At 71.2% G+C, this 25213-nt stretch carries 25 protein-coding genes and 1 pseudogene; 13 read left to right on the top strand and 13 right to left on the bottom strand.

What is annotated here, in order from left to right:
• The 5 genes and pseudogenes from zwf to D471_RS39065 form a co-directional block, all read right to left on the bottom strand.
• Nucleotides 1-1533 (bottom strand): glucose-6-phosphate dehydrogenase (gene zwf / locus D471_RS0109625; protein ID WP_017598428.1); only part of this gene is annotated, 1533 nt, incomplete at its 3' end.
• 188 nt (nt 1534-1721) lie between these two features.
• Nucleotides 1722-2831 carry a transaldolase gene (gene tal / locus D471_RS0109620; RefSeq protein ID WP_017598427.1) on the bottom strand — a complete coding sequence of 370 codons (1110 nt, stop codon included), beginning with the start codon at nt 2829-2831 and terminating at the stop codon, nt 1722-1724.
• Nucleotides 2832-2920: 89 nt separating this feature from the next.
• Nucleotides 2921-5014: a transketolase gene (tkt, locus tag D471_RS0109615; RefSeq protein WP_017598426.1), complete on the bottom strand. Its 2094-nt coding sequence runs from the start codon at nt 5012-5014 to the stop codon at nt 2921-2923.
• A 307-nt stretch (nt 5015-5321) separates the two neighbouring features.
• Nucleotides 5322-6220: pseudogene (locus tag D471_RS38295) on the bottom strand (NAD(P)-dependent oxidoreductase).
• 95 nt (nt 6221-6315) lie between these two features.
• The gene (locus D471_RS39065; RefSeq protein ID WP_193789754.1) at nt 6316-6672 is read right to left on the bottom strand and encodes an acetate and sugar kinases/Hsc70/actin family protein; all 357 of its coding nucleotides are present in this window, start codon (nt 6670-6672) and stop codon (nt 6316-6318) included.
• 47 nt (nt 6673-6719) lie between these two features.
• On the opposite strand from D471_RS39065, the gene D471_RS0109600 reads away from it, so the two are divergent.
• Both D471_RS0109600 and D471_RS0109595 read left to right on the top strand, forming a co-directional pair.
• Nucleotides 6720-6920, top strand: a complete 201-nt coding sequence (locus tag D471_RS0109600; protein WP_017598424.1) for a DeoR/GlpR family DNA-binding transcription regulator — start codon at nt 6720-6722, stop codon at nt 6918-6920.
• Between the two features lie 337 nt (nt 6921-7257).
• Nucleotides 7258-8226 (top strand): heme o synthase, encoded by a 969-nt coding sequence (locus tag D471_RS0109595; RefSeq protein ID WP_026127566.1) that lies wholly within the window; start codon nt 7258-7260, stop codon nt 8224-8226.
• A 97-nt stretch (nt 8227-8323) separates the two neighbouring features.
• Here D471_RS0109595 and D471_RS0109590 read toward each other — a convergent pair whose 3' ends face one another.
• Nucleotides 8324-8737 (bottom strand): hypothetical protein, encoded by a 414-nt coding sequence (locus tag D471_RS0109590; RefSeq protein WP_017598422.1) that lies wholly within the window; start codon nt 8735-8737, stop codon nt 8324-8326.
• A 182-nt stretch (nt 8738-8919) separates the two neighbouring features.
• Between D471_RS0109590 and D471_RS0109585 the strand changes: the two genes are divergently transcribed.
• A complete protein-coding gene (locus tag D471_RS0109585; protein WP_017598421.1) occupies nt 8920-10206 on the top strand; it encodes a PrsW family intramembrane metalloprotease in 1287 nt (428 codons plus the stop codon).
• Here D471_RS0109585 and D471_RS0109580 read toward each other — a convergent pair.
• From D471_RS0109580 to D471_RS0109565, 4 genes are all read right to left on the bottom strand, one after another.
• Nucleotides 10142-11254, bottom strand: a complete 1113-nt coding sequence (locus tag D471_RS0109580; protein WP_017598420.1) for a COX15/CtaA family protein — start codon at nt 11252-11254, stop codon at nt 10142-10144. The genes D471_RS0109585 and D471_RS0109580 overlap by 65 nt on opposite strands.
• Before the next feature lie 37 nt (nt 11255-11291).
• Nucleotides 11292-11660 (bottom strand): DUF4352 domain-containing protein, encoded by a 369-nt coding sequence (locus D471_RS42730; RefSeq protein ID WP_449406562.1) that lies wholly within the window; start codon nt 11658-11660, stop codon nt 11292-11294.
• A 392-nt stretch (nt 11661-12052) separates the two neighbouring features.
• Nucleotides 12053-12985 (bottom strand): EamA family transporter, encoded by a 933-nt coding sequence (locus D471_RS33675; RefSeq protein WP_017598418.1) that lies wholly within the window; start codon nt 12983-12985, stop codon nt 12053-12055.
• A gap of 6 nt (nt 12986-12991) precedes the next feature.
• Nucleotides 12992-13378 carry a hypothetical protein gene (locus tag D471_RS0109565; RefSeq protein WP_017598417.1) on the bottom strand — a complete coding sequence of 129 codons (387 nt, stop codon included), beginning with the start codon at nt 13376-13378 and terminating at the stop codon, nt 12992-12994.
• A 135-nt stretch (nt 13379-13513) separates the two neighbouring features.
• Here D471_RS0109565 and D471_RS0109560 point away from each other — a divergent pair, with 135 nt between their 5' ends.
• Nucleotides 13514-14203: an RICIN domain-containing protein gene (locus D471_RS0109560; protein ID WP_017598416.1), complete on the top strand. Its 690-nt coding sequence runs from the start codon at nt 13514-13516 to the stop codon at nt 14201-14203.
• Nucleotides 14204-14313: 110 nt separating this feature from the next.
• Here D471_RS0109560 and D471_RS0109555 read toward each other — a convergent pair whose 3' ends face one another.
• Together D471_RS0109555 and D471_RS0109550 are read right to left on the bottom strand one after the other, a co-directional pair.
• Nucleotides 14314-15147, bottom strand: a complete 834-nt coding sequence (locus D471_RS0109555) for an ABC transporter permease (RefSeq protein WP_017598415.1) — start codon at nt 15145-15147, stop codon at nt 14314-14316.
• Nucleotides 15147-16088 (bottom strand): ABC transporter ATP-binding protein, encoded by a 942-nt coding sequence (locus tag D471_RS0109550; protein ID WP_017598414.1) that lies wholly within the window; start codon nt 16086-16088, stop codon nt 15147-15149. The genes D471_RS0109555 and D471_RS0109550 overlap by 1 nt, the downstream gene beginning before the upstream one ends.
• Nucleotides 16089-16428: 340 nt before the next feature.
• Between D471_RS0109550 and D471_RS0109545 the strand changes: the two genes are divergently transcribed.
• The 8 genes from D471_RS0109545 to D471_RS0109510 are packed head-to-tail and all read left to right on the top strand — an operon-like array spanning nt 16429 to nt 23045.
• Nucleotides 16429-17175, top strand: coding sequence for a helix-turn-helix transcriptional regulator (locus D471_RS0109545; RefSeq protein WP_017598413.1), 747 nt, complete (start codon nt 16429-16431; stop codon nt 17173-17175).
• Between the two features lie 19 nt (nt 17176-17194).
• Entirely contained in the window at nt 17195-18607 is a 1413-nt protein-coding gene (gene sufB / locus D471_RS0109540) for a Fe-S cluster assembly protein SufB (protein ID WP_017598412.1), read from the top strand.
• Between the two features lies 1 nt (nt 18608).
• The gene (gene sufD / locus D471_RS0109535; protein ID WP_017598411.1) at nt 18609-19769 is read left to right on the top strand and encodes a Fe-S cluster assembly protein SufD; all 1161 of its coding nucleotides are present in this window, start codon (nt 18609-18611) and stop codon (nt 19767-19769) included.
• The gene (locus tag D471_RS0109530) at nt 19762-20097 is read left to right on the top strand and encodes a non-heme iron oxygenase ferredoxin subunit (protein WP_017598410.1); all 336 of its coding nucleotides are present in this window, start codon (nt 19762-19764) and stop codon (nt 20095-20097) included. Before sufD ends, D471_RS0109530 begins: the two co-directional genes overlap by 8 nt.
• Before the next feature lie 8 nt (nt 20098-20105).
• Entirely contained in the window at nt 20106-20867 is a 762-nt protein-coding gene (gene sufC, locus D471_RS0109525) for a Fe-S cluster assembly ATPase SufC (RefSeq protein ID WP_017598409.1), read from the top strand.
• Nucleotides 20868-20869: 2 nt separating this feature from the next.
• Entirely contained in the window at nt 20870-22168 is a 1299-nt protein-coding gene (locus D471_RS0109520) for a cysteine desulfurase (protein ID WP_017598408.1), read from the top strand.
• A gap of 23 nt (nt 22169-22191) precedes the next feature.
• Nucleotides 22192-22668: a Fe-S cluster assembly sulfur transfer protein SufU gene (gene sufU / locus D471_RS0109515; RefSeq protein WP_017598407.1), complete on the top strand. Its 477-nt coding sequence runs from the start codon at nt 22192-22194 to the stop codon at nt 22666-22668.
• Nucleotides 22665-23045 carry a metal-sulfur cluster assembly factor gene (locus tag D471_RS0109510; RefSeq protein WP_017598406.1) on the top strand — a complete coding sequence of 127 codons (381 nt, stop codon included), beginning with the start codon at nt 22665-22667 and terminating at the stop codon, nt 23043-23045. Before sufU ends, D471_RS0109510 begins: the two co-directional genes overlap by 4 nt.
• Nucleotides 23046-23112: 67 nt before the next feature.
• On the opposite strand, the gene D471_RS0109505 is transcribed toward D471_RS0109510, so the two are convergent.
• Nucleotides 23113-24006 carry a DMT family transporter gene (locus D471_RS0109505; protein ID WP_026127564.1) on the bottom strand — a complete coding sequence of 298 codons (894 nt, stop codon included), beginning with the start codon at nt 24004-24006 and terminating at the stop codon, nt 23113-23115.
• Between D471_RS0109505 and D471_RS0109500 the strand changes: the two genes are divergently transcribed.
• Nucleotides 24005-25213, top strand: a 1209-nt coding sequence (locus tag D471_RS0109500; protein ID WP_040689046.1) for an aminotransferase-like domain-containing protein, incomplete at its 3' end; no start/stop codon positions are given. The genes D471_RS0109505 and D471_RS0109500 overlap by 2 nt on opposite strands.

Here is a 25213-nt window from a genome sequence, read left to right as displayed (position 1 = left end):
GCGGCCGTCCCTGGCGAGCAGGACCTCACCCGATTCCGGTCCCCACGTGCCGGAGCCGTACTGCTCGGGCTGGCCGGACTTGGCCCAGAAGTCCTCGACCGGATCCAGGATCCGCCAGGACAGCTCGACCTCCTCCTGCCGGGGGAACAGCGGCGGGTCACCGATGAGCACGTCCAGGATGAGCCGCTCGTAGGCCTCGGGGCTGGCCTCGGTGAAGGACTGGCCGTAGGTGAAGTCCATGCTGACGTCGCGCACCTCCATGCTGGCGCCGGGCACCTTGGACCCGAAGCGCAGCGTCACCCCCTCGTCGGGTTGGATGCGCAGGACCAGGGCGTTCTGCCCCAGTTCGGTGATGTCGGTGCGGGGGAACAGCTGCTGCGGGGCCCCCTGGAACACCAGCGCGACCTCCGTGACGCGCCGCCCCAGCCGTTTGCCCGTGCGCAGGTAGAACGGGACGCCCGACCAGCGGCGGGTGTCGACCATGAGCTTGAGCGCCGCGTAGGTCTCGGTCCCGGAGTCGGACGGGATGCCGTCCTCCTCCAGGTAGCCGGGTACCGCCGCGCCGCCCTGCCAGCCGGCGGCGTACTGGCCGCGCGCGGTCCCGGTGGACAGGTCGTCGGGCAGTGAGACCGCCGACAGGACCTTCTCCTTCTCCGCGCGGATCGCGTCCGCGTCGTGGGAGACCGGTTCCTCCATGGCGACCAGGGCCAGCAGCTGCAGCAGGTGGTTCTGGATGACGTCGCGGGCGGCGCCGATCCCGTCGTAGTAGCCCGCCCGGCCCCCCACACCGATGTCCTCGGCCATGGTGATCTGCACGTGGTCCACATAGCTGCGGTTCCACAGCGGCTCGAACAGGGTGTTGGCGAAGCGCAGGGCCAGGATGTTCTGGACCGTCTCCTTGCCCAGGTAGTGGTCGATACGGAACACCGACGACGGCGGGAACACGTCGTCGACGACCGTGTTGAGCTCCCGGGCGCTGTCCAGGTCGTGGCCGAAGGGCTTCTCGATGACCACCCGCCGCCACGGCGTGCTCCCCCCGGGCCCCTCGCCCTCCTTGGCCTCGGCCAGGCCGGACCGCTTGAGCTGGGTGACCACGGTCGGGAACAGCTTGGGCGGCAGGGACAGGTAGAAGGCGTAGTTACCTCCCGTGCCGCGCTGGGCGTCCAGTTCGCGCACCGTGTCGGCCAGGCGGTCGAAGGCGTCGTCGTCGCCGAGGTCGCCCTGGACGAAGCGGATTCCCTCGCTCAACTGGCGCCACACGTCCTCACGGAAAGGGGTGCGCGCGTGGGCGCGGACCGCATCGTGCGCCTGGGCGGCGAAGTCCTGGTGTTCCCAGTCCCGGCGGGCGAAGCCCACCAGGCCGAACCCCGGAGGAAGCATGCCCCGGTTCGCGAGGTCGTAGATGGCGGGCATCAGCTTCTTGCGCGCCAGGTCGCCCGTGACGCCGAACAGCACCAGCACACTGGGCCCGGCGATGCGGGGCAGGCGGCGGTCCTGGGCGTCGCGGAGCGGGTTGGGTACCGCTCCGGGCATCACCGGTTCTTTCACGAGATCTCGTCCTTCTGTCGAGAGTGGCCGGTGGATGGTGGCTGGGCACCCGAGCCCCCGTCCGGGTGGGGACGGGGGCTCGGGCCGGGCGCCCCGGCCGGTGGACCGCGGCGCCCCTACGTCACTGACGGGCCGCCTCGCCCGCGGGACGGCTCCGCGTGGCGTGCCGGGGCTCAGGAGGCCTGGTCGAGCTTGGCGGCCAAGCCGCCCAGCAGGCTCTCCCAGGAGTCGACGAACTTGCTCACGCCCTCGTCCTCCAGGACCCCGAACACCTCGGTGAGGTTGACGCCGACGCCCTCCAGCGCGGCGAAGTCGGCCTCGGCCTGCTCGTAGGTGCCCAGGATGGTGTTGCCGGTGACGACCGCGTGGTCGGCGGTGGCGTCCAGGGTCGCCTGCGGCATCGTGTTCACGGTGTCGCGCGCGACCAGTTCGGTGACGTACCGGGTGTCCTCGTAGGCGGGGTCCTTCACGCCGGTGGAGGCCCACAGCGGGCGCTGCGGAGTGGCGCCCAGGTCGGCCAGGGCCTTCCACTCGCGGGAGGAGAAGACCTCCTCGTGCTCCTGGTAGGCCAGGCGGGCGTTGGCGACGGCCGCGCGGCCGCGCAGGGCCTTGGCCTCGTCGGTGCCGACGGCCTCGAGGCGCTTGTCGATCTCGGTGTCGACGCGGCTGACGAAGAACGAGGCCACGGACTGGATCCGGGACAGGTCGTGGCCGTTGACGCGGGCCAGCTCCATGCCGGCCAGGAACGCGTCCATCACCTGGCGGTAGCGCTCCAGGGAGAAGATCAGCGTCACGTTCACGCTGATGCCCAGACCCAGCACGCGGGTGATGGCGGGCAGACCCTCGGCCGTGGCCGGGATCTTGATCATCAGGTTGGGGCGGTCGACCAGCCACCACAGCGCCTTGGCCTCGGCGACCGTGCGCTCGGTGTCGCGGGCCAGCCGCGGGTCGACCTCCAAGGAGACCCGGCCGTCGACGCGGCCGGTGGAGTCGTAGACCGGGCGCAGGGTGTCGGCGGCCCAGCGGATGTCGTAGGCGGTGAGCAGACGGACGGCCTCGTCGACCGACACGCCGCGAGCGGCGAGCTCGTGCACCTGCTCGTCGTAGGCGTCGCCCTCGGCGAGCGCCTTGTCGAAGATCGTCGGGTTGGAGGTCACGCCCGTCACGTGGTGGGTGGACATCAGGGCGGCCAGGTTGCCGGTGCGCAGCCGTTCACGGCTGATGTCGTCCAGCCAGACGGACACGCCCGCCTCGGAGAGGGCCTTCAGTGGTGTGTGGCTCATGGTGTCTCGTGCCTTCCTCGTGGGCGTCTGGCGCCCGCTACACACAGGGAGCGGGCCCCGCGCCGGGTCCCGGCGCGGGGCCCGCGACGTCAGCGTCCGGCCTTGGCGGCGCTGCCGCGCACCGCCGCGACCACGGCCTCGGAGGTGAGGCCGAACTTCTCGTACAGGGTCTGGTAGGGCGCGGAGGCGCCGAAGTGCTCCAGGCTGACCGACTCGCCCGCGTCGCCGACGTAGGCGCGCCAGCCCATCGCGATCCCGGCCTCGACCGACACGCGGGTGCGCACGGAGGAGGGCAGGACGCTCTCGCGGTACTCCTCGCTCTCGGCCTCGAACCACTCCACGCAGGGCATGGAGACCACGCGCGTGGGCGTACCCGCCGCCTCCAGATCCTCGCGGGCGGCGAGGGCGATCGGGACCTCACTGCCGGTGGCGATGATGATCGCCTCCGGAGTCCCGGTGCCCGCCTCGGCGAGCACGTAGCCGCCCCGGGCCGCGTCCTCGGCCGGCGCGTACTCGGTGCGGTCCAGGACCGGCAGGTTCTGGCGGGTCAGGGCGAGCGCCGCCGGGCGGTCGGTGGTCTCCAGGACCTTGCGCCAGACGACCGCGGTCTCGTTGGCGTCGGCCGGGCGGACGACGTCGAGACCGGGGATCGCGCGCAGCGACCACAGGTGCTCGACCGGCTGGTGGGTGGGACCGTCCTCGCCCAGGCCGATGGAGTCGTGCGTCCACACGTAGGTGACCGGCAGCTTCATCAGCGCGGCGAGCCGGACGGCGGGGCGCATGTAGTCGCTGAACACCAGGAACGTGCCGCCGTAGGGGCGGGTCGGGCCGTGCAGGGCGATGCCGTTGAGGATCGAGCCCATGCCGTGCTCGCGCACGCCGAAGTGCAGCACGCGGCCGTACGGGTTGCCCGGGAACATGGTGCTGGCCCGGTCGAAGGGCAGGAAGGAGGGCTCACCCTTGGGCGTGGTGTTGTTGGACCCCGCCAGGTCGGAGGAGCCGCCCCACAGCTCGGGCAGGACCGGCGCGACGGCGCTGAGCACCTCGCCGCTGGCCTTGCGGGTGGCCATGCCCTTCTCGCTGGCCTCGAAGGAGGGCAGGCTCTCCTCCCAGCCCACGGGAAGCTTGCCGGACTGGAGCCGGTCGAAGAGGTCGCCGTGCTCACCGGCGCTGCGCCGCCAGGCCTGGAAGGCGGCCTCCCACTCGGAGCGCGCCTGGCGGCCCCGGTCCAGGGCACGGCGGGTGTGCTCGATGACGGCGTCCTCGACGGCGAACGGCTCATCGGGCAGGCCCATGATCTCCTTGGTCGCGGAGATCTCGGCGGTGCCGATGGCCGCGCCGTGGATGGCGCCGGTGTTCTGCTTGTTGGGCGCGGGCCAGCCGATGATGGTGCGCAGGCGGATGAAGGTGGGACGGTCGGTCTCGGCCTTGCCGCGCAGGATCGCCTCGTGCAGGGCGTGGACGTCCTCGGCGTACTCGCCGGAGGCGGCCCAGTCGACCTCCTCGACGTGCCAGCCGTAGGCGCGGTAGCGCTCGGCCACGTCCTCGGTGTGCGCGACGCGGGTGTCGTCCTCGATGGAGATCCGGTTGTCGTCCCAGATCACGATGAGGTTGCCCAGTCGCTGGGTCCCGGCGAGCGCGCTGGCCTCGTGGCTGACGCCCTCCTGGACGTCACCGTCGGAGCAGATGGCGTAGACGTGGTGGTCGAAGGGGCTGGAGCCGGGACCGGCCTCGGGGTTGAACAGACCCCGCTCGCGGCGGGCGGCCATGGCCATGCCGACCGCGTTGCCGATGCCCTGGCCCAGCGGGCCGGTGGTGGTCTCCACACCCGCGGTGTGCCCGAACTCGGGGTGGCCCGGGGTGCGGCTGTCCCACTGGCGCAGCGACTTGAGGTCGTCCAGGCTCAGGTCGTATCCGGCGAGGTAGAGCTGGATGTAAAGGGTGAGGCTGGAGTGGCCGCAGGAGAGCACGAAGCGGTCGCGGCCCACCCACTCAGGGGCGGTCGGGTCGTGCCGCATGACCTTCTGGAACAGGAGGTAGGCGGCGGGCGCGAGGCTCATGGCGGTGCCGGGGTGTCCGTTACCCGACTTCTCGACCGCGTCCATGGCCAGAGCTCGGACGGTGTCGACTGCGCGGAGGTCGAGGTCCGACCACTCAAGTTCGTGCGGCGTGTGGGCGTTCACGGACTTTCGTTCTCCTTCTCGGGCACCCGTTCGACACGGTGTGCGCAAGGTTGTTGGCGTACTGTCGCCGGGCACCGGCGGTGTCCGGCGCGGCCCGCCGAGGGGGCGGACCGGTGACCTGGCGGGGGGACGGACCACCCAGGGTGTCGGAGCGGGGCGTGCGGTGCCCCCGGCCGCGAGGTCACCCATTGCAACGGTCGCGACGGCCGAGGGAATCCCGACAGGTTCGGCCAACTGTGAGCCTATCGTCCACGCCCAGGTAAGGCGGCACCCGACACCGTTCATCACCGTCTGGTAACACCACCGGTCAGGACCGGCCTCGTCGGGGGTGTGCTCCACACCTCGCCGGGGCGGGGCGAGCCTCGTCGCGGGCTGGTCGAACGGCTCGACGTGGCTGAGATCTCGGCGGCGGGGTTCGTGTCGAATCCGAAACCGCGGCGGCCCGTGGGGAGCCGCATCGCTCATTCCCCGCGCCCCTTCCTTCCTCGAAGAACCCCATCGGTGTCGAGGACGGCCGGGTTGGCGCAGTGCGCGAGCGGTCGGCCGCCTTGTGCGCGACCTGGCGGCTCGCCCCGGCCACGTGCGGGGTGAGGACGACGTTCGGAGCCTTGAGCAGTCGGGAGTCCGGCGGGACGGGTTCCTCGGCGTAGACGTCGAACGCCGCCGCGTGTAGGTGACCCGATTCCAGGGCGCGGCGATCTCGTCCGTCCCGATGATGCCCCTGGTCTCGGGGGTCAGGCGGGCGTGCAGCGAGACGATCCGCGCGTGGGCCAGCAGGTCGTCGAGGGTCACCTTGGTGGCCGTCTCCGGCAGCGCGTCCTCGGTCACATAGGGGTCGTGCACGAGGATCCGAGCTCCGAGCGCGGACAGCGCCGCGGCGACTCGGCGGCCGATGGCGCCGTAGCCGACGAGCCCGACGGCGGTTCCCTCGATCCCCACGCCGCAGTTGTCGTAGTCGTAGAAGTCGCCGCGCCAGCGCCCTTCCCTCAAGTCGGTGTGCAGGTCGGGGATGTGCCTGGCGGCGGCGAGGATGAGGCCGAGGGTGTGCTCGGCCGTGGCCGCCGCGTTGAGTCCGGGCGCGAAGCAGACGGCGACGCCGTGCCGGGTGGCCGCGTCGAGGTTCGTGTTCACCGGGCCGCCCCGGCTGACACAGAACAGTTCCAGGTCGGGGCAGGCCGCCAGGACGCGCTCGGTGAGCGGCGCCATCTGCGTGACACAGACGCGTACACCGCTCAGGGCCGCGATGAGCTCCTCCTCGGTGCCCGACGCCTCCTGGACCTCCTCGGCGCCGCCGGTGAGGCTCAGCGGGCCGTCGGCGGGGGCGCCGAGGAGGAACCCCTCCGCCTCGGGGCGCTGAACGGGAACCGCTCTCCGGCCGAGACCAGCGGGTAGGCGACGGTGGACGTGGCGCCGCGTTCGGCGGAGCGGGCGGACAACTCGTCCAGGTCGCGGCCGGGCAGAGCGTGGGTGAGCGCCCCGGCACCGGTGCTCGACGCTCCGCCGGGCGGCCAGTCCCCGGTCAAGGAGCGGTGCGAGTAGACCACACCGCCGGGATCGCGCAGGAGGCGCGGGGCCACGCCCTTGAGTACGAGGGTGGTGCCCAGCACCGAGTTCCACGGGCCGGGCGCCAGGGCCCCGCTCCCAGCTGTGCCGCACATCCGTCGGTCATGCCGGCGATACCTGCTGTCACCAGTCGCAGGAGACGGTGGACGTCAAGCGCGCTCTCATGGATGCGGCGGCCCGCCGGGTCCTGCTGGTCGACCACACCAAATTCGCCAGGGAGGGCCTCTACGCGCTCGCTCCGCTGACGCGTTTCGACCACGTCATCGTCGACGACGGCATCCCCCGGGCCGAACTGGGCAGGATTCGTGACCAGGGCGTCGACGTCCAGGTGGTGCCGTGCTGACGGAGGCCGCCGGCGCGCGGGGCGGGGCGGAGCGTGGCACGCTGGCAGCGCGCGCGGGCGTGTGCGACCCTGCTTACACCTGGCGGGCCCCCGCCGCCAGGTACGGCGTGGGCCTGGCGCTTTCCGTTGTTCGGGGGCTCGTCCTCGGGGTCCGCGAGGAAGTACTACAGTATGTCGTTGACGGGGTTTCCGCCGATCCAGACGCTTTGTCGGTCCGCTCGACCCCGCATGGCGAGCAGTGTCGAGACCCTTAGACTTGTCGAGGTATCCGCGTGTCCGAAATCGAGCCGGTACCCCACCAGGGGACGCCAGCGAGCCGACCGGGGGCACGGTGCTGATGGCCCTCGCCGACCGTTCCCCGCACACCGGTGCCGCCGACACCGCCGCTCCCCAGGCCCCCCGCGAGGCCTCCTTCGGCGATCACGTGCGCGCCTACGTCGCCCTTTCCAAACCCCGCGTGATCGAGCTGCTGCTCATCACCACCATCCCCGTGATGTTCGTCGCCGCCGGAGGCGTCCCGCCGCTGTGGACCGCGGTGGCGACCCTGCTGTTCGGCACCATGTCGGCGGCCAGCGCGAACGCGATGAACTGCTACATCGACCGCGACATCGACCGTGAGATGCGTCGCACCCGCCAGCGTCCGGGGGCGATGGACCTGGTCACCCCACGCGGCGCCCTCACCTACGGGCTGGTGCTCGCGGTCGGGTCCACCGTGGGCTTCGCGGTCCTGGTCAACTGGCTTTCCGCCGCGCTGTCGGTCTTCGCGATCGTGTTCTACATCTTCGTCTACACGATGCTGCTCAAACGCCGCACCGCGCAGAACGTCGTGTGGGGCGGAATCGCGGGGTGCATGCCGGTCCTCATCGGCTGGGCGGCCGTCACCAACGGGCTGTCGTGGGCGCCGTTCGTGCTCTTCCTCGTGGTGTTCTTCTGGACGCCCCCGCACACGTGGGCGCTGGCCATGCGCTACCGCGAGGACTACGCGGCGGCCAAGGTTCCGATGCTGCCCGTGGTGGCGAGCGACCGCCGGGTCCTGCTGGAGTGCGTGCTCTACAGCTGGGCCACCGTGGCCGTGTCGCTGATCTTCTGGCCGGTGGCGGACGCCACCTGGTTCTACGGTGTGGTCGCCCTCGTGCTGGGCGCGCTGCTGGTGGGTCAGGCGCACCGCCTGCTGAGCCGCTCGATGGCCGGGGTGACCGGGGCCAAGCTCAAGACGATGGGCTTCTTCCATCTGTCCAACGCCTATCTGGCGCTTCTGTTCGTGGCGGTCACCGTCGACCCGCTGATCGCCAACCTGCTGGGCTGATCCAGCGGGAGCACGGTGGTGGCGGCGCCTCGCGCGAGACGCCGCCACACGCGTTCCCGGGGCGCGACCGCGCCGGGGTTCGTCCCGGTGGCGGGTGTCAGCCCACCACGGGCACCCTGTGGAGCCCGCGCGACCAGGACAGGACGGCGGCCCACACCACCAGCCCGGTCAGGACCAGAGCGACGGGCACGTGGGCCTGGAGCGGTCCGTAGCTGCCCATGGCCGCCTGCCCGAAGCCCAGGACGAAGGCGACCAGGCTCACCGCCAGCACCGTCCGGGGCGCCTCCGGGCCACGGCCGGTGCCCGACCACACCCACCACGCGGCGAGGACCTGGGCACCCGCGGCCAGGTGGACCCCGAAGGCGCCGTAGTAGTGCAGGGGCAGGGCCTCGGTGTTGAAGGTCACCAGCTGTCCGGCGGTGGCGCCCTCCCAGAGCACGGCGGCCAGGTGCAGGAGCACCGTCGCTCGCAGTGCCCACAGGGCGGTCGGAGGGGGAGTGGTGGTGTTCATGTCGGGCCTTCCGGTCTGGGGGTGGGGCGTCGGTCCTCCGGAGGCGGCGCTCGAGTCCGTCGGGAGCCGACCGGGCGAGTCACCACGATCTTGCCGTATTTCGCGGCACTGCGGGAGATCAGCGACGATGCCTGTGGACGACGGCGCGTTCCACCCTCCGGGGCCGGATACGATCGGTGCCCATGCCCCGTCTCGACAGCAAGGCCATCCTCCAGGGTCGTCGCTCCCGTTACTCGCTCACCCTCATCGTGGGCATCTCGGTCAGCGTGGTGTGCCTGTTCGGCATGTTCGTGTACCTGTGGCTGCTGGCCATGGCGGGCGGTGCGGCCGCCGGCATCGACGGCGCGGTGGGTTTCGTCGTCAGCCTGATCGCCGCGGTCATCCCGGTCACCGTCCTCGTGCCCCTCATCCTCATGCTGGACCGGTTCGAGCCCGAACCCGGCTGGGTCCTGTTCTTCGCCTTCGTCTGGGGCGCGGGCGTCGCCGTGGTGGCGTCGCTCCTGCTCAACACCTGGGGCATGAACAACCTCACCGTCCCCCTGTACGGCCAGGACCTGGGTGACTACCTCGCCACCTCCGTGGTGGCGCCCGTGGTCGAGGAGAGCGCCAAGGGCGCTGTCCTGCTCATCCTCCTGTGGCGCCGCCGCCACGAGATCGACACCTTCACCGACGGCGTGATCTACGGCGCGATGGTCGCCACCGGCTTCGCCTTCACCGAGAACGTCCTGTACTTCCTCAGCGCGTTCTTCGACGACACCCTCGTGGCCACCTTCGCCATCCGCGGGCTCGTCGCCCCCTTCGGGCACCCCATCTACACCGCGATGATCGGCGTCGGCGTCGCCTACGCGGCCATGAACACGGGCGTGGTCCGCCTGTTCGCGCCCATCGCCGGGTGGGGGCTGGCGGTCGTTCTGCACGGTATGTGGAACGCCTCGACCCGCTATGGCTGGCTGGGGCTCGGCGCTGCCTACCTGGTGCTCTTCTTCGTGCTCCTCTGCCTCCTGGCCACGACGGTGCGCGACCGGCACGCCCAGATCAGCGCCATCGCTCACTACCTACCCCAGTACATCCCCACCGGGCTGGTGACGCCGGCCGACATCACCATGCTCGGCACCATGGGCGGGCGGCGTCAGGCCCGTGAGTGGGCCTCGCGCAACGCGGGCCGCCGCGGGCGAAGGGCGATGAAGGAGTACCAGCTGGCCGCGACCGAGCTCGCGCTCCTGCACAAGAAGCTGGACGCCGGCCTGCCGCGCGACGACTGGAAGGTCCGCCGGGACTCGTTCCTGGCTCTCATGCACGTGGCGCGCGACACCTTCCTGGGGCGGCTCCCCCAGCCGGTGTCCCCCGGCTGGGCGGAGAGCCCGACGGACTCAGGCTTCCTGCGCAGATCGGACTTCGCGCACGTCATCGCCCAGGCGCGGGCTCAACAGGACTACGTTCCCCGTCACGGTCAGCGTCCGGTCCGGTGAGGCCCTCGGCCGCCGGGACGAGCCGCGTGGTGGAGAAGTACAGGCGGCAGATCGCGATCCAGGTCAGGGTCGAACCGAGTACGTGCAGCACCACCAGGCCCTCGGGCAGCGCGAGCGCGTACTGCGTGTAGCCCAGGACCCCCTGCAGGAGCACCACCACGACCAGGGACGTGGCGCTGACCTTGACGGGACGCCGCGCACCGCCGCGGACCGCGATGACGGCGGCCAGGCCCGCGGCGGCCAGGGTCAGCCAGGCCAGGGCGGAGTGCACCCGCGTGACCGCGCTCAGGGCCAGGTCCCAACGCGGGGCCTCGGCGTCGCCGCCGTGGGGGCCGGTGCCGGTGACGACGGTCCCGGCGACCAGTAGCAGGAACCCGATCACCACCAGGCCGATACTCAGCGCGTGCAGCATCGGGCCGACCGACACCCGGGGCGTTCCCTCGGGCTCCTGGCAGCGCACGTACAGCGCCACGGCCAGGAAGGTCACCAACATGGACAGCAGGAAGTGCGTGGCGACCGAGGCCGGGTGCAGATCGGTCCACACGGTGATGCCGCCGACCACCCCTTGGCCGAGCACGCCGAACGGGATGATCACGGCCAGCAGGGTCAGGTCACGGCGGCGGGGCCGGGACCGCAGGACGGCCAGCAGGGTGATGAGGCCGACCGCGAGCACGAGGAACGTGAGCGTGCGGTTGCCGAACTCGATCGCGGCGTTGAGCGCCGCGTGCTCGGTCTCGAGCGGCACGAAGCTGTCGGGCGTGCACCGCGGCCACTCCGAGCAGCCGAGCCCGGAGGAGGTGACGCGCACCGTGGCGCCGGTGACGGCGATCCCCGCGTTGACCACGACGTTGCCCAGCGCCCAGGCGCGCAACGACCGCGGGGTCGGTGTCCAGATGGTGCGGGCCAACAGGACGAGCACCAGGACCCCGGCGGCCGCGAAGGCGATCTGCCAGGCCCACAGCGGGGCGCCGAGGATCTCGATGGTCTCCGTCGCGAGTGCGGGGAGCGGGGGCGGGGCCGTGGTCGCGGTGGCCGGGAGCGCAAGCATACGACAGAGCGTAGTACATGGTTCCGGCCACCGGTGCTCACCCCCGGTCGACCGGCGCGACCTGCGTCGGGGCCCGTCGGCCGGGGGTGGGGCCGATCGGCCCCCGGGGCCCCGGAGTCACGCCACGGGGGCGGTGTAGGTCGTGNGGGCGGGGGGAGCCGCTCTGGAACTGGACGGTCACGGGGGTGAAGGTGCCCGAGGAGCTCACGTTGCCGGTGATCTCCTGGCCCGGCGCCAGTTCGACGACGTCGATGTCGTCGGCGTCCATCAGCAGGCCCGCGCCCGCGACGTGCTCCTCACCGCCGTCGTCGACGAGGGTGAAGTACATGCTGGCGACGCTGACGGGCTCGTCGGTGTTGTTGACGACGGTGACCTCCACGGTGACGTAGTCGCCGTCGTCGAACATGAAGCTGGGCTCGAGGGTCCCGGGGGCGGCGGTCAGGCCGACCGTGGTGTCGCTGGCGGGTACGGTCTCGTCGCTGAGGACGTCGGGTGTCGGGAAGTCGCTGGGGTCGAACGCCTCCGGCGGCTGCGCCGGTGTGGGCTCGGCGTTCCGGACGAGCATCCCGCCGACGACGACCAGCGCGACGAGGAGGGCCACCACCGCTCCGGCCGCGACACCGCAGCCGATACCGATCTTGGCTCCGGTGGACATCCCCCTCCTGGGAGGTTGGGGGTGGCCGTGGGGCTGGTGGGGGTACATGGGGCTCCAAACGGGTGACACGGAGTGGGGATCGGATGACATGCGTGAGATGTGTCCGGTTCCACCGATGTTCCCGAGGCCTCGTGTGAGGGGCCTCACTCGCTCCGGTGCGGCGGGGAGGGGGAGGAATCGGCCTCACGATCACCCCTGCCCCGCCGGGTCGACGTGCGTGTCGCCCCGACGCTGGCCACGATGACGCAGGCGACCGCGAGCCACTGCCACACGGTGAGCAGTTCGCCCAGCAGTACGAGCCCCACCAGTGCGGCGGCGGCCGGCTGCAGGCTCATCAGGACGCCGAACACGCGCGGCGGCATCCTGCGCAGGGCGGTGAGCTCCAGCGAATAGGGCACCACGGACGACAGGACGCCGACGGCCAGGCCGAACAGGAGCAGGCGCCAGTCCAGCAGGGCTCCGCCGCCCTGAGCCACGCCCACGGGCGCCAGGAGGGCGACGCCGACGACGCTGGCGATCGCCAGTCCCGACGCGCCGCTGAACCGCTGGCCCGTGGCCGCGCTCAACAGGATGTAGCCCGCCCACGACGCGGCGGCCAGCACGGCGAACACGATGCCCCACGGGTCCAGGGAGGCCGACTCCAGGCCGAGCGCGACCACGCCCAGCCCGGCCAGCGCGGCCCACAGCAGGTCGACGCGGCGGCGGGAGCCGAGGATCGCGATGGTCAGGGGGCCCAGGTACTCGATGGTCACCGCGATCCCCAGGGGAATCCGGGCGAATGCCTGGTAGATGAAGAAGTTCATCATCGCCAGCGCCACGCCGTAGCCGACGACCACGGTCCAGTCGGTGCGGTCGCGTCCCCGCAGGGCGGGCCGCGCCACGAGGACGAGCAGGACCGCCGAGGTGAGCAGTCGCAACCAGACCACGGCCGCGGGGGGAAGCGCCTCGAACAGGTTCTTGGCCACACCCGCGCCGATCTGCACGGAGGAGATGCTGACCAGGACCAACCAGACCGGTGGCACGGACGCCACCGCGGCGCGCGGGGAGAGGCCCGCACGATCCGACGAGGAGCTCATGGACAGTCATCCTACGTTTTCGGAGTCCCGTCGGTCGACGGCCGCTTTCCTCCCGTCGCCCTCCCGGTGACTCCGTCTCCCGTCCCCCTCGCGGCGCCCCGGCGCGACGAGGGCGATCAGCAGCAGGGACCAGGCCACGACCACCAGGCCCGGCTGGAGGAGTGTCATGACCAGTCCGTACACCGTCCGCTCGGCCTGTTCGGTGAGGGCCTGCGCGCCGATCCACGCGTACGGCAGCGCCGCCGCGACCAGGTTGGTCGCCAGCGCGGCCCAGGCCAGAGCGCGCCGCGCCGGGCGCCGCCACAGCAGGAGGGCCCCACCCGCGACGAGTAGGAACAAGGGCGGTCCGAGGTGGCGGACGACGATGAACCAGGGAACTCCGATGGCCTCCATGGCGGCCGACACTATCGGGAACCGTGCGAGGGGCGCGTCGACCGGCCAACATGCGCGAATCGGTGCGTGTGGTGTGAAATAGTTCGGGGTCGTCGCCGAGACGGCCCGATTCCCGCCGCCTTGGAGCACCCACGCATGTCCCCTCGAACCGACTCCCTGTCCGACCGACACGTCCCCCGCTGGCCGATCACGGTCGGCGCGGTGGCACTCGTCCTGGTCGTCATCATCGCCGGGTACACAGGCGGCCTCCTGTTCCCGGGAGGGGAGCCGGTGGAGGAACCGGAGATGACCGTTGCCTCGGGAATCCTCGTCGAGCCTCCGGGAGCCCCGGAACCGGAGCCCTCCGAGGAACCGAGCGAGGAGCCCTCCGCCGAGCCCACCCACCCGGCGGGCCTGGACCCCGAGACCGTCTACGTCCTCCAGAACGTCCACGGCGGCCGCGTCATGGACGTCGCCCAGGCGGCCACCGCCAACGGGGCCCCCGTGCACCTGTGGGACCGCCACGACGGCGACAACCAGCGTTGGCGCTTCGTTCCCGTGGAGGGCGGGTTCTACGAGATCGAGGCCATCGGTGCCAACAAGCTCCTGGAGATCCCCACCGGACCGGACGCGGGGCCCGGAGCGTCGCTGCTCACCCGGACCGGACAGCCCAACCAGCAGTGGTCCCTGGTCGAGGTGGGGGCCGGGGTGATCCGCATCGTCAACCGCGCGACCGGGCAGGCCCTGGAGGGCCAGGGCGGCGCGCCGGACAACGGCACACTGGTCACCCGGGCCGCCGACGCGGGCCAGGCCCACCAGCAGTGGCGGTTGCTCCCCCTGAGCTGAGGGGCGGGGGTCAACCCAGGGGGTTCCGCTCGGGCGGCGGCGGGGTTCTCATGGATGGGGCCGCGCCGTAGGCGTCCGTCGAGGGTGGTGGGGCCCGCGACGAACGCGGCTCACTCCCAGCGGAAGAGACGGCTCGCCAGCAGGGCGCCCACCGCGGCCCACACGGCCAGTACCGCGAAGGCGGCGATGCCGGGCAGGGAGCCGTCGACCAGTACCGTCCGCAGACCGGAGGTGAGCGCGGTGATCGGCAGGACCGAGACCGCCTGCTCCAACGGCCCCGGGAAGCTGCTGGTCGGGAAGAGCACCCCGCCCATCCCCAGCATGAGCACGTAGACCAGGTTGGCCCCGGCCAGCGTCGCCTCCGCGCGCAGGGTGCCCGCCATCAACAGCGCCAGTGAGCTGAACGCGGCCGTGGCCAGCAGCAGCAGGGCCAGCACGGCCACCGCGCCGACCGGGTCCAGCGACGGCGACCAGCCCAGCAGCAGGCCCACCACGCACAACACCGTGACCTGGATCGCCTGCACGCCGAGCACGGCCAGGGTCTTGGCGGCCAGCAGCCCGAAGCGCGACAGCGGGGTCGCGCCCAGACGCTTGAGTACCCCGTAGCGGCGCTCGAAGCCCGTTCCGATGGCCAGCCCGGTGAACGAGGTCGACATGACCGCCAGCGCCAGTACGCCGGGCGTGAGGGCGTCGACGCGGGCTCCACCGCCCACATCCAGGACGGAGGTGAGGCTGAAGCCCACGAGCAGCAGGACCGGGATGACCATGGTCAGCAGGAACTGCTCACCGTGCCGCAGCATGATCCGCAGCTCCATCCCCGCCTGGGCGGCGACCATCCGCCAGGTCGGGGCGGCCCCCGGATCGGGGCGGAACAGGTCGGCGTCGCCGTCGGCGGAGCGGCCGACGAGGGCGGCCGCGGGGGTGCTGGAGGTGTGCTCGGTCATCAGTCGCGCAGTTCCCGGCCGGTGAGTTCGAGGAAGACGTCTTCGAGGGTACGCCGCCGTACGCGCAGGTCCTCGGCGAGGATCCCGGCCGAGGCGCACCAGGCGGTGACCGTGGCCAGGAACTCCGGCCCCAGGGCGTCGGGGTCGTCGGTACTGATCACGTACTCGTGCCCGCCGCCCACGGCGGTCGCGGACCCGACCCGACTGCCCTCGGGCAGTGCGGCTCGCAGCGCCTCGGCGTCCAGCGGTTCGGCCGCGGCGAAGCGCACCTCGCGCCGTTCGCCGGTCAACTCGCGGGGACTCCCCTCGGCGACCACGGAGCCCCGGTCGACGACGATCACATGGTCGGCCAGCCGCTCGGCCTCGTCCATGTGGTGGGTGGTGAGGATCACCGCGACCCCGGCCGCCCGCAGGGAGGCCACGAGGTCCCAGGTGGCCATGCGCGCCTGTGGGTCGAGCCCGGCGGTCGGCTCGTCGAGGAAGACCAGTTCGGGGCGTCCGACCACGGCGCAGGCCAGGGAGAGGCGCTGCTGCTGGCCTCCGGACAGGCGGCGGAACGGGGTGGCGGCGGCCGAGGTCAGCCCGAGGCGCTCCAGCAGGAGGTCGGGGTCGATCGGCCGTGCGTGGAAGGAGGCCATCAGCCGCAGCCACTCGCCCGCGCGGGCGCCGGTGGGAACGCCTCCCGACTGGGGCATCACACCGACCCGGGGCTTGAGCGCGGACGCGTCGGCGACCGGGTCCATGCCCAGTACACGCACCCGTCCGCCGTCGGCGCGGCGGAACCCCTCGCAGATCTCGATGGTGCTCGTCTTGCCCGCTCCGTTGGGGCCGAGCAGCGCCGTGACCGCGCCCCTGCGCGCGGTGAACGTGAGGTCGGTGACTGCGGTGGTTGTGCCGTAGCGCTTGACCAGGTCGACGACCTCGACCGCGGCTGTGTCCATGGGCCATGAGTCTACGTGCGGCCCGGCGAGGCGGGTCACCGGCCCGGGACGGCGGGTCCGCGCGCGGATGCGGGAACGGACACCCGAGGTGTCCGCATCGCGGTCGCGCGTCTCAGGATGTGGGAATTGGGACTGTCGTGGCGCCGGTCGGCGTTGTGGTGTGCCGATGGTCGTCGCGTGAATCCGCTGTTAGGCAAGGCTGACCTTCGTGATGAAGGGCATGAATGCGGGTTTGCCTACGCGGACTTATTTAGGCCACACTGATGTTGTCTAAAACACGAGCGGCGTCCGGAGAAGGGAGGGGAACGCTGTGTCCAACGCGTCCAGTGTGCCCCGTCCCATGTCCGGCCCCGATCGCGGGGGCGAGAACGGCACCCGCGCGCGGGTGGCGCGGCTCATCCTCGAACAGGGTCCGATCACCGCCTCCTCCCTGGGGGAACGGCTCGGACTCACCCCGGCGGCCATCCGCCGCCACCTCGACAACCTGACCAGCGAGGGCATGGTCGAGGCCCGTGACGCACGACCCGTCGGCGGACGCCGGCGCAGGGGTCGCCCGGCACGCGTCTTCGCCATCACCGAGGCCGGGCGGGACGCCTTCGTCCACGCCTACGACGACCTCGCCTCCAGCGCGCTCCGCTTCCTGGCGGAGACCGCCGGCCCCGAGGCCGTCGGCGAGTTCGCCCAGCGTCAGGTCGCCGACCTGGAGAGGCGCTACAAGCCGCAGCTCGACGCTGTTGCTCCCGAACAGCGCGTCCGGCTCCTGGCCGAGGCCCTGTCCAACGACGGTTACGCCGCCACCGCGGGCCGGGCGCCCGCACCCGGGGGCGGCGACCAACTGTGCCAGCACCACTGCCCCGTCGCCCACGTCGCCGCCGAGTTCCCGCAGCTCTGCGAGGCCGAGATCGAGGCCTTCTCGCGGCTTCTGGGCACCCCGGTGCGCCGGCTGGCCACCATCGCCCACGGCGACGGTGTGTGCACCACGCACGTCACCCCCAGGGGAGACGGGGCGGACGGGGGCGACGGCACCCCCGCGACCAACGCCGTCCGCCAGGGGGCGGGCGGCTCGGAACACCACAAGGACGTCTGAGTCCAGGAGGAGTCCGCGCATGACGTCTATCGCGCACCCCGAGCTCGAGGGGCTCGGCAACTACGAGTACGGCTGGGCCGACTCCGACGAGGCCGGGTCGAAGGCCCGTCGCGGTCTCAACGAAGAGGTCGTTCGCGACATCTCCGACAAGAAGGACGAGCCGGAGTGGATGACCAAGCTCCGCCTCAAGTCCCTGCGGCTCTTCGACAAGAAGCCCATGCCCAACTGGGGCGCGGACCTGTCGGGGATCGACTTCGACAAGATCAAGTACTTCGTGCGGTCCACGGAGAAGCAGGCGGCCTCCTGGGAGGACCTGCCCGAGGACATCAAGAACACCTACGACAAGCTGGGCATCCCCGAGGCCGAGAAGCAGCGCCTCGTCGCCGGTGTCGCCGCGCAGTACGAGTCCGAGGTCGTCTACCACCAGATCCGTGAGGACCTGGAGGAGCAGGGTGTCATCTTCCTGGACACCGACACCGCCCTCAAGGAGCACCCCGAGATCTTCGAGGAGTACTTCGGCTCGGTGATCCCGCCCGGCGACAACAAGTTCGCCGCGCTCAACACCGCCGTGTGGAGTGGCGGATCCTTCATCTACGTGCCCAAGAACGTGCACGTGGAGATCCCGCTCCAGGCCTACTTCCGGATCAACACCGAGAACATGGGCCAGTTCGAGCGGACGCTGATCATCGTCGACGAGGGCGCCTACGTCCACTACGTCGAGGGCTGCACCGCACCGATCTACAAGTCGGACTCGCTGCACTCCGCGGTCGTCGAGATCATCGTCAAGAAGAACGCGCGCTGCCGCTACACGACCATCCAGAACTGGTCGAACAACGTCTTCAACCTGGTCACCAAGCGCGCCGTCGCCGAAGAGGGCGCCACCATGGAGTGGATCGACGGCAACATCGGCTCCCAGGTCACCATGAAGTACCCGGCCGTCTACCTCATGGGCGAGCACGCCAAGGGCGAGACCCTGTCGATCGCCTTCGCGGGTGAGGGCCAGCACCAGGACACCGGTTCCAAGATGGTGCACTGCGCGCCCAACACCTCCTCCACCATCATCTCCAAGTCGGTGGCACGCGGCGGGGGCCGCGCCTCCTACCGGGGTCTGGTGCAGGTGCAGGAGGGCGCCGACCACGCCAAGTCCTCCGTCAAGTGCGACGCGCTGCTGATCGACACCATCAGCCGCTCGGACACCTACCCCTACAACGACCTGCGCGAGGACGACGCCGAGCTCGCGCACGAGGCGACCGTCTCCAAGGTCAGCGAGGACCAGCTGTTCTACCTCATGAGCAGGGGGATGGACGAGGACGAGGCCATGGCGATGATCGTGCGCGGGTTCGTCGAGCCCATCGCGCGCGAGCTGCCCATGGAGTACGCGCTGGAACTGAACCGGCTGATCGAGCTTCAGATGGAAGGAGCGGTTGGTTAAGTTGACCAGCCCGAGCATCGAACCCAAGGCCCACAGTCACGGTCTCGGGGACATCCCGTTCTCCAAGTTGGCCACCCACGGGTCCTTCGACGTGAACGACTTCCCCGTCCCGAACGGCCGCGAGGAGGAGTGGCGGTTCACCCCGATCCGCCGCCTCAAGGGCCTGCACGACGGCAGCGCCGTCGCCGACGGCACCGACAAGCTCGACGTCGACGCCCCCGAGGGCGTCACGGTGGAGCGCGTCGGCCGCGACGACTCCCGCATCGGCAAGGCCGGTTTCCCCGCTGACCGCGTGGTCGCCCAGGCCCACACCTCCTTCGAGGAGGCCACGGTCGTCACCGTCGCCCAGGGCAAGGCCCTGGACCGGCACGTGACCATCGACCGCGAGGCCCAGGGCGGGACCCGCTTCGACCAGTACGTCATCGACGTCAAGCCGCTGGCCGAGGCGGTCATCGTCCTCAACCAGACCGGCACCGGTGTGCGCGCGGGCAGCGTGGACGTCCACGTCGGCGAGGGCGCCCGCCTCACACTGGTCAGCGTCCAGGACTGGGACGGCGACACCGTCGACGTCACGCAGCACAACGCCCAGGTCGCCAAGGACGCCACGTTCAAGTCGATCGTGGTCACGCTGGGCGGTGACCTGGTCCGGCTCTCCCCGAAGGTGGCCTACACCGGGCGCGGCGGCAACGCCGAGCTGCACGGCCTGTACTTCACGGGAGACGGTCAGCACCACGAGCACCGCTCGCTGATCGACCACAACCTCTCGCACACCCGCTCCCGTGTGGAGTACAAGGGCGCGCTCAGCGGCAAGGACGCGCACGGTGTCTGGATCGGTGACGTGATCATCGGCGAGGGCACCACCGGCACGGACTCCTACGAGCACAACCGCAACCTCCAGCTCACCGACGACACCCGCGTGGACTCGGTGCCCAACCTGGAGATCTTCACCGGTGAGGTGGAGGGCGCCGGGCACGCCGCCGCCAGCGGCCGCCTCGACGACATCCACCTGTTCTACCTGCGCTCGCGCGGTATCCCGGAGGACGAGGCCCGCCGCCTGGTCATCCGCGGCTACTTCCTGGAGCTCATCAACCGGATCCCGGTCGAGCAGCTGCGCGACGACATCATGGCCAAGGTCGAGCGGAAGCTGGCGGCCCATGAGTGAGACCAGGCAGTGGGTGAAGGTCGCCGAGCTCGCCGAGATCCCCGAAGAGGGGGCCCTGGGGATCGAGCTCGACGACCAGACCCCTCTGGCGCTGGTTCGCTCCGAGGGCGAGGTCTTCGCGGTGCGGGACGTGTGCTCGCACGCGGAGGTCCGCCTGTCGGAGGGCGAGGTCGAGGACGGCGCCATCGAGTGCTGGCTGCACGGTTCCTGCTTCGACCTGCGCTCGGGGGCGCCGATCAACCCGCCCGCCACCCAGCCGGTTCCCACCTACGACGTGAAGATCGACGGCGACGACGTGCTCGTGTCGCTGGATGAGAAGAATTCCTGAGGCTTGATATGACGAAGTTCGAAATCCGCGGTCTGCGTGCCGACGTCCTGATCGGAGAGGACGAGCGGCAGGAGATCCTCAAGGGCGTCGACCTGACCATCAACTCCGGTGAGACGCACGCCATCATGGGCCCCAACGGCTCCGGCAAGTCCACCCTCGCCTACGCGATCGCGGGTCACCCCCGCTACGAGATCACCGAGGGCGAGGTCCTCGTCGACGGCGAGAACATCCTGGAGATGAGCGTCGACGAGCGCGCCCGCGCCGGCGTGTTCCTGGCCATGCAGTACCCGGTCGAGGTCCCGGGCGTGTCCATGTCCAACTTCCTGCGCAGCTCCGTCACCGCGGTGCGCGGCGAGGCTCCCAAGCTCCGCCAGTTCTCCAAGGAGCTCCAGGGCGCGATGAAGGACCTGTCCATCGACCCGACCTTCGCCGCCCGCGGCGTCAACGAGGGCTTCTCCGGCGGTGAGAAGAAGCGCCACGAGATCCTCCAGCTGGAGCTGCTCAAGCCGAAGGTCGCCATCCTCGACGAGACCGACTCCGGCCTCGACGTCGACGCGCTCAAGGTCGTGTCCGAGGGCGTCAACCGCGCCAAGGCCGGCGGTGAGATGGGCGTCATGCTCATCACGCACTACACCCGCATCCTCAACTACGTGAAGCCGGACTTCGTCCACGTCTTCGCCAACGGCCGTGTCGCCGAGTCCGGTGGTCCGGAGCTGGCCGACACGCTCGAGGCCGAGGGCTACGAGCGGTTCGTGAAGGCGGGCGCGTAACCGTGACCCTCCGCGAGTTCGGTCGGCCCGAGACGGGTCTGCTCGACACCCAGGCGATCCGGAAGGACTTCGAGATCCTCTCCCGGACCGTCCGCGACGAGCGCCCCATGGTGTACCTCGACTCAGGGGCGACCTCCCAGAAGCCGAGACGGGTACTGGACGCCGAACGCGAGTTCTACGAGCGCCACAACGCGGCAGTGCACCGCGGCGCCCACCAGCTCGCGGAGGAGGCGACCGACGCCTACGAGGCCGCCCGGGAGACCATCGCCCGGTTCGTCGGGGCGGCCCCCGGTGAGGTGGTGTTCACCAAGAACGCCACCGAGGCGATCAACCTCGTCGCCTACGCGATGAGCAACGCGGCCACGGCCGACGACGGGCTCCGCCGCTTCCAGGTGGGGCCCGGGGACGAGATCGTCGTCACCGAGATGGAGCACCACGCCAACCTGGTGCCCTGGCAGCAGCTGTGCCAGCGCACCGGCGCGACGCTGCGGTGGTTCCCGGTCACCGAGGAGGGCCGTCTCGACCTGTCCGACCTGGACGACCTGGTCAACGAGCGCACCCGCATGGTGGCCTTCGCCCACCAGTCCAACGTGCTGGGGACGGTCAACCCGGTGGCGCCCATCGTCGCCCGTGCCCGAGAGGTCGGCGCGCTGGTGCTGCTGGACGCCTGCCAGTCGGTCCCGCACATGCCGGTGGACGTCGCCGAGCTGGATGTGGACTTCCTGGCCTTCTCCGGGCACAAGATGCTCGGCCCCAACGGGATCGGTGTCCTGTGGGCCCGGCGGGAGCTGCTGGAGGCCATGCCGCCGTTCATCACCGGCGGTTCCATGATCGGTGTCGTGCACATGGAGTACTCCACCTGGGCCGAGCCGCCGCAGCGGTTCGAGGCCGGGGTGCCCATGGCGCCGCAGGCGGTCGGTCTGGCCGCGGCCTGTGACTACCTCAGCGAGGTGGGCATGGACCGGGTGGCCGAGCACGAGCACCGGATCACGGAGTACGCGCTGGAGCGGGTGGGCGCCATCGAGGGCGTGCGGATCGTCGGCCCCACCGAGGCCGTGGACCGCGGGAGCGCGGTGTCGTTCGTGGTGGACGACATCCACCCCCACGACCTGGGCCAGGTCCTGGACGACCGGGGTGTGGAGGTGCGGGTGGGCCACCACTGCGCCTGGCCGCTGCACCGCAAGCTCGGTATCCCGGCGACCACGCGCGCGTCGTTCTACCTCTACAACACCCTGGAGGACGTGGACGCGCTCGTGTCGGCGATCCAGGACGCGCAGCGGTTCTTCGGAACCCGGCCCTGAAGCGAGCGAGGAACAGCCTGACCATGCAGCTGGACGCGATGTACCAGGAGATCATCCTGGATCACTACCGCAACCCCCACCACAAGGGGCTGCGGGACCCGCACAACGCGGAGGCGCACCACATCAACCCCACCTGTGGGGATGAGGTGACGCTCCGGGTGGCGCTGGCCCCGGCCGACGGGGCGGCCCTCGACGACCAGGCGGTCGTCGAGGACGTCTCCTACGAGGGGATGGGCTGCTCGATCAGTCAGGCCAGCACCTCGGTGCTGACCGACCTGCTGATCGGGCGCACGGTCGCCGAGGGTATGCGTACCCTGGAGGCCTTCACGGAGCTGATGCAGTCCAAGGGCCAGGGTGAACCCGACGAGGACGTGCTGGAGGACGCCGTGGCGTTCGCCGGCGTGTCGAAGTACCCCGCGCGGGTCAAGTGTGCCCTGCTGGGGTGGATGGCCTGGAAGGACGCTGTGGCGAAGTCCCTGGAGAAGGAAGGCGCCCGATGAGCGAGAACGAGACGGTGAAGGCCGGGGCCGACGAGGGCGCCGAGACCGCCGCCCCCCTGTCCCCGGAAGCCGAGCAGCTGGTCGAGGAGATCAGCGAGGCGCTCAAGGACGTGATCGACCCCGAGCTGGGCGTCAACGTCGTGGACCTGGGACTGCTGTACGGGGTGAACGCCGATGACGACGTCATCACCCTGGACATGACCCTGACCAGTGCGGCGTGCCCGCTGACCGACGTGATCGAGGACCAGGCCACCAGCGCCCTGGACGAGTTCGAGCGCGAGGTCAGGATCAACTGGGTCTGGATGCCGCCGTGGGGTCCGGACAAGATCACCGACGACGGACGGGACCAGCTGCGCATGCTGGGCTTCAACGTCTGAGGAACGAGCGGAGTCTACGGGCGGGCCGGTGACCCCTTCGGGGGACCGGCCCGCTTCGTGTTCTCACCTACCGCACTCTCTGGGTGACGATGATGCAGACGAGCACGGCGACGGCGGCGATCGGAGCGCTGGGGGTGAGGGGTTCGCCCAGCAGCAGCACCGCCCACGACAGGGTGAGCACGGGTTGGGCGAGCTGGAGCTGGCTGCCTCGGGCCACACCGATGATCGCCATCCCGCCGTACCAGGCCGCGAACCCGGCGAACTGGCTGATGAGCACGAGGTAGGCCAGTCCGGTCACCGCCGTCGGGGTGGGGTGCGCCGGTTCCAGCGCCAGGGCGAGAGCGGAGGCCGGGACGGACACCGGCAGCGAGCACACCAGCGCCCAGGCGATGACCCGCCACCCGGGTGTCCGTGCGGCCAGCCGTCCGCCCTCCGCGTACCCGGCGGCGCCGCCCACGACCGCGCCGATCATGTACAGGTCCCCGGTCGAGGGGACGCCGCCGCTGCGCAGGAACGTGAAGGCGACGACCACGGCGGTCCCGGCCACCGCGGCGGCCCAGAACACGGGGGAGTGGCGCACGCCCGTGCTCACGGCGGCGTAGGCGGCGGTGGCGATGGGCATGGCGCCCACGATGACCGCGGCGTTCCCGGTGGAGGTGGTCTGGAGGGCGAGCGTACTCAGCAGGGGGAAGAGCACCACGCACCCCAGGGCCACGACCAGGATCGGTGCGATCTGTCGGCGGTCGGGTAGCGGTACCCGTGCCACCCGTAGCGCCACGGCGGCCAGCAGTCCGGCCAGGGCGCAGCGCACGGCCGTCACGGTCCAGGGGCCGAATCCGTCCAGCGCCCAGGCTGTGGCCGGAAGACTGAACGAGAAGCCGAGGACGCCCAGGGCGGCGAGTGCGGTGCCGGTGCGGACCGCTACCGGCTTCGTGCTGGTAGCGCTATTCTGTACTCTCATGAATGAGAGTAGCAGTGTGGGTGTTCTCGTCGCATCGCTGCGTCGCGACTTCGAGCGCTACCAGCCTGGGGAGAAGCTGCCGTCGAGCCGTGCGCTGGTGGAGCGCTACGGCGTGGGGCCGGTGACCGTCTCGCGCGCCGTCGCCCAGCTGGCGGCCGAGGGGGTGCTGGTCACCCGGCCCGGGGCTGGGGCCTTCCGGGCCGAGCGGTCCGCGCCGGTCCGGCCCGGCGGGGACACCTCGTGGCAGGAGGTCGCGCTCAGCGCGGAGACCGCGACCGGACCGGGCGGTTCGGTGCCCCGCTCCGTCGAGGACGCCGGGGTCCTGGCGACGCTCGCCGCGCCGCCGCCCGGCACGATCTCCTTCCAGGGCGGCTACCTGCACCCCTCGCTCCGGCCCGACCGGGCGCTGGCCTCCGCCCTGGCGGGCGCCGCGCGCCGACCGGGCGTGTGGGAGCAGCCGCCGATCGGGGGGATCGAGGAGCTGCGAGGCTGGTTCGCTCGCGAGATCACCGGTCCCACCGGGCACCTGGACGCCTCCCACGTCCTGATCACGGCGGGAGGGCAGAGCGCGCTCACCACCGCGCTGCGCGCCCTCGCCCCGCCCGGCGGATCCGTCCTGGTGGAGTCGCCCACCTACGCGGGGCTCCTGGCCGTGGCGCGCGCCTCCGGGATGCGTCCGGTTCCCGTGCCCGTGGACACCGACGGGTTGCGCACGGAGTTGCTGGAGGGAGCCTTCCGAGCCACCGGAGCGCGTGTGCTGGTCTGCCAGCCGCTCTTCCAGAACCCCACTGGGGCCGTGCTCGCGCCCGAACGCAGGTCGCAGGTCCTGCGCATCGCGCGGGAAGCGGGCGCGTTCGTCGTGGAGGACGACTTCGCCCGGCGTCTGGCCCACGCCGACGCCGGCCCCCTGCCACCGCCGCTGGTCGCCGACGACGAACACGGCACCGTCGTGCACGTCTGCTCCCTGACCAAGTCCACCTCGCCGAGCCTGAGGGTGGGCGCCCTGGCCGCCCGGGGGCCGGTGCTGCGCCGTCTGCGCGCCATCCAGGTGGTCGACAGCTTCTTCGTGCCGCGCCCCCTCCAGGAGGCGACCCTGGAACTGGTCGGTTCCCCCTCCTGGCATCGCCACCTGCGCGCTCTCGCGGCGGGCCTGTCCGAGCGCCGTTGCGCGATGAGCACCGCCCTGCTGAGGGAACTCCCCGACCGG

It is taken from the genome of Nocardiopsis lucentensis DSM 44048 (genome assembly GCF_000341125.1).
Classification (GTDB): domain Bacteria; phylum Actinomycetota; class Actinomycetes; order Streptosporangiales; family Streptosporangiaceae; genus Nocardiopsis; species Nocardiopsis lucentensis.
The sequence above is the reverse complement of the archived record's forward strand: the minus strand, read 5'-3'. Positions and strand labels throughout refer to the sequence as shown.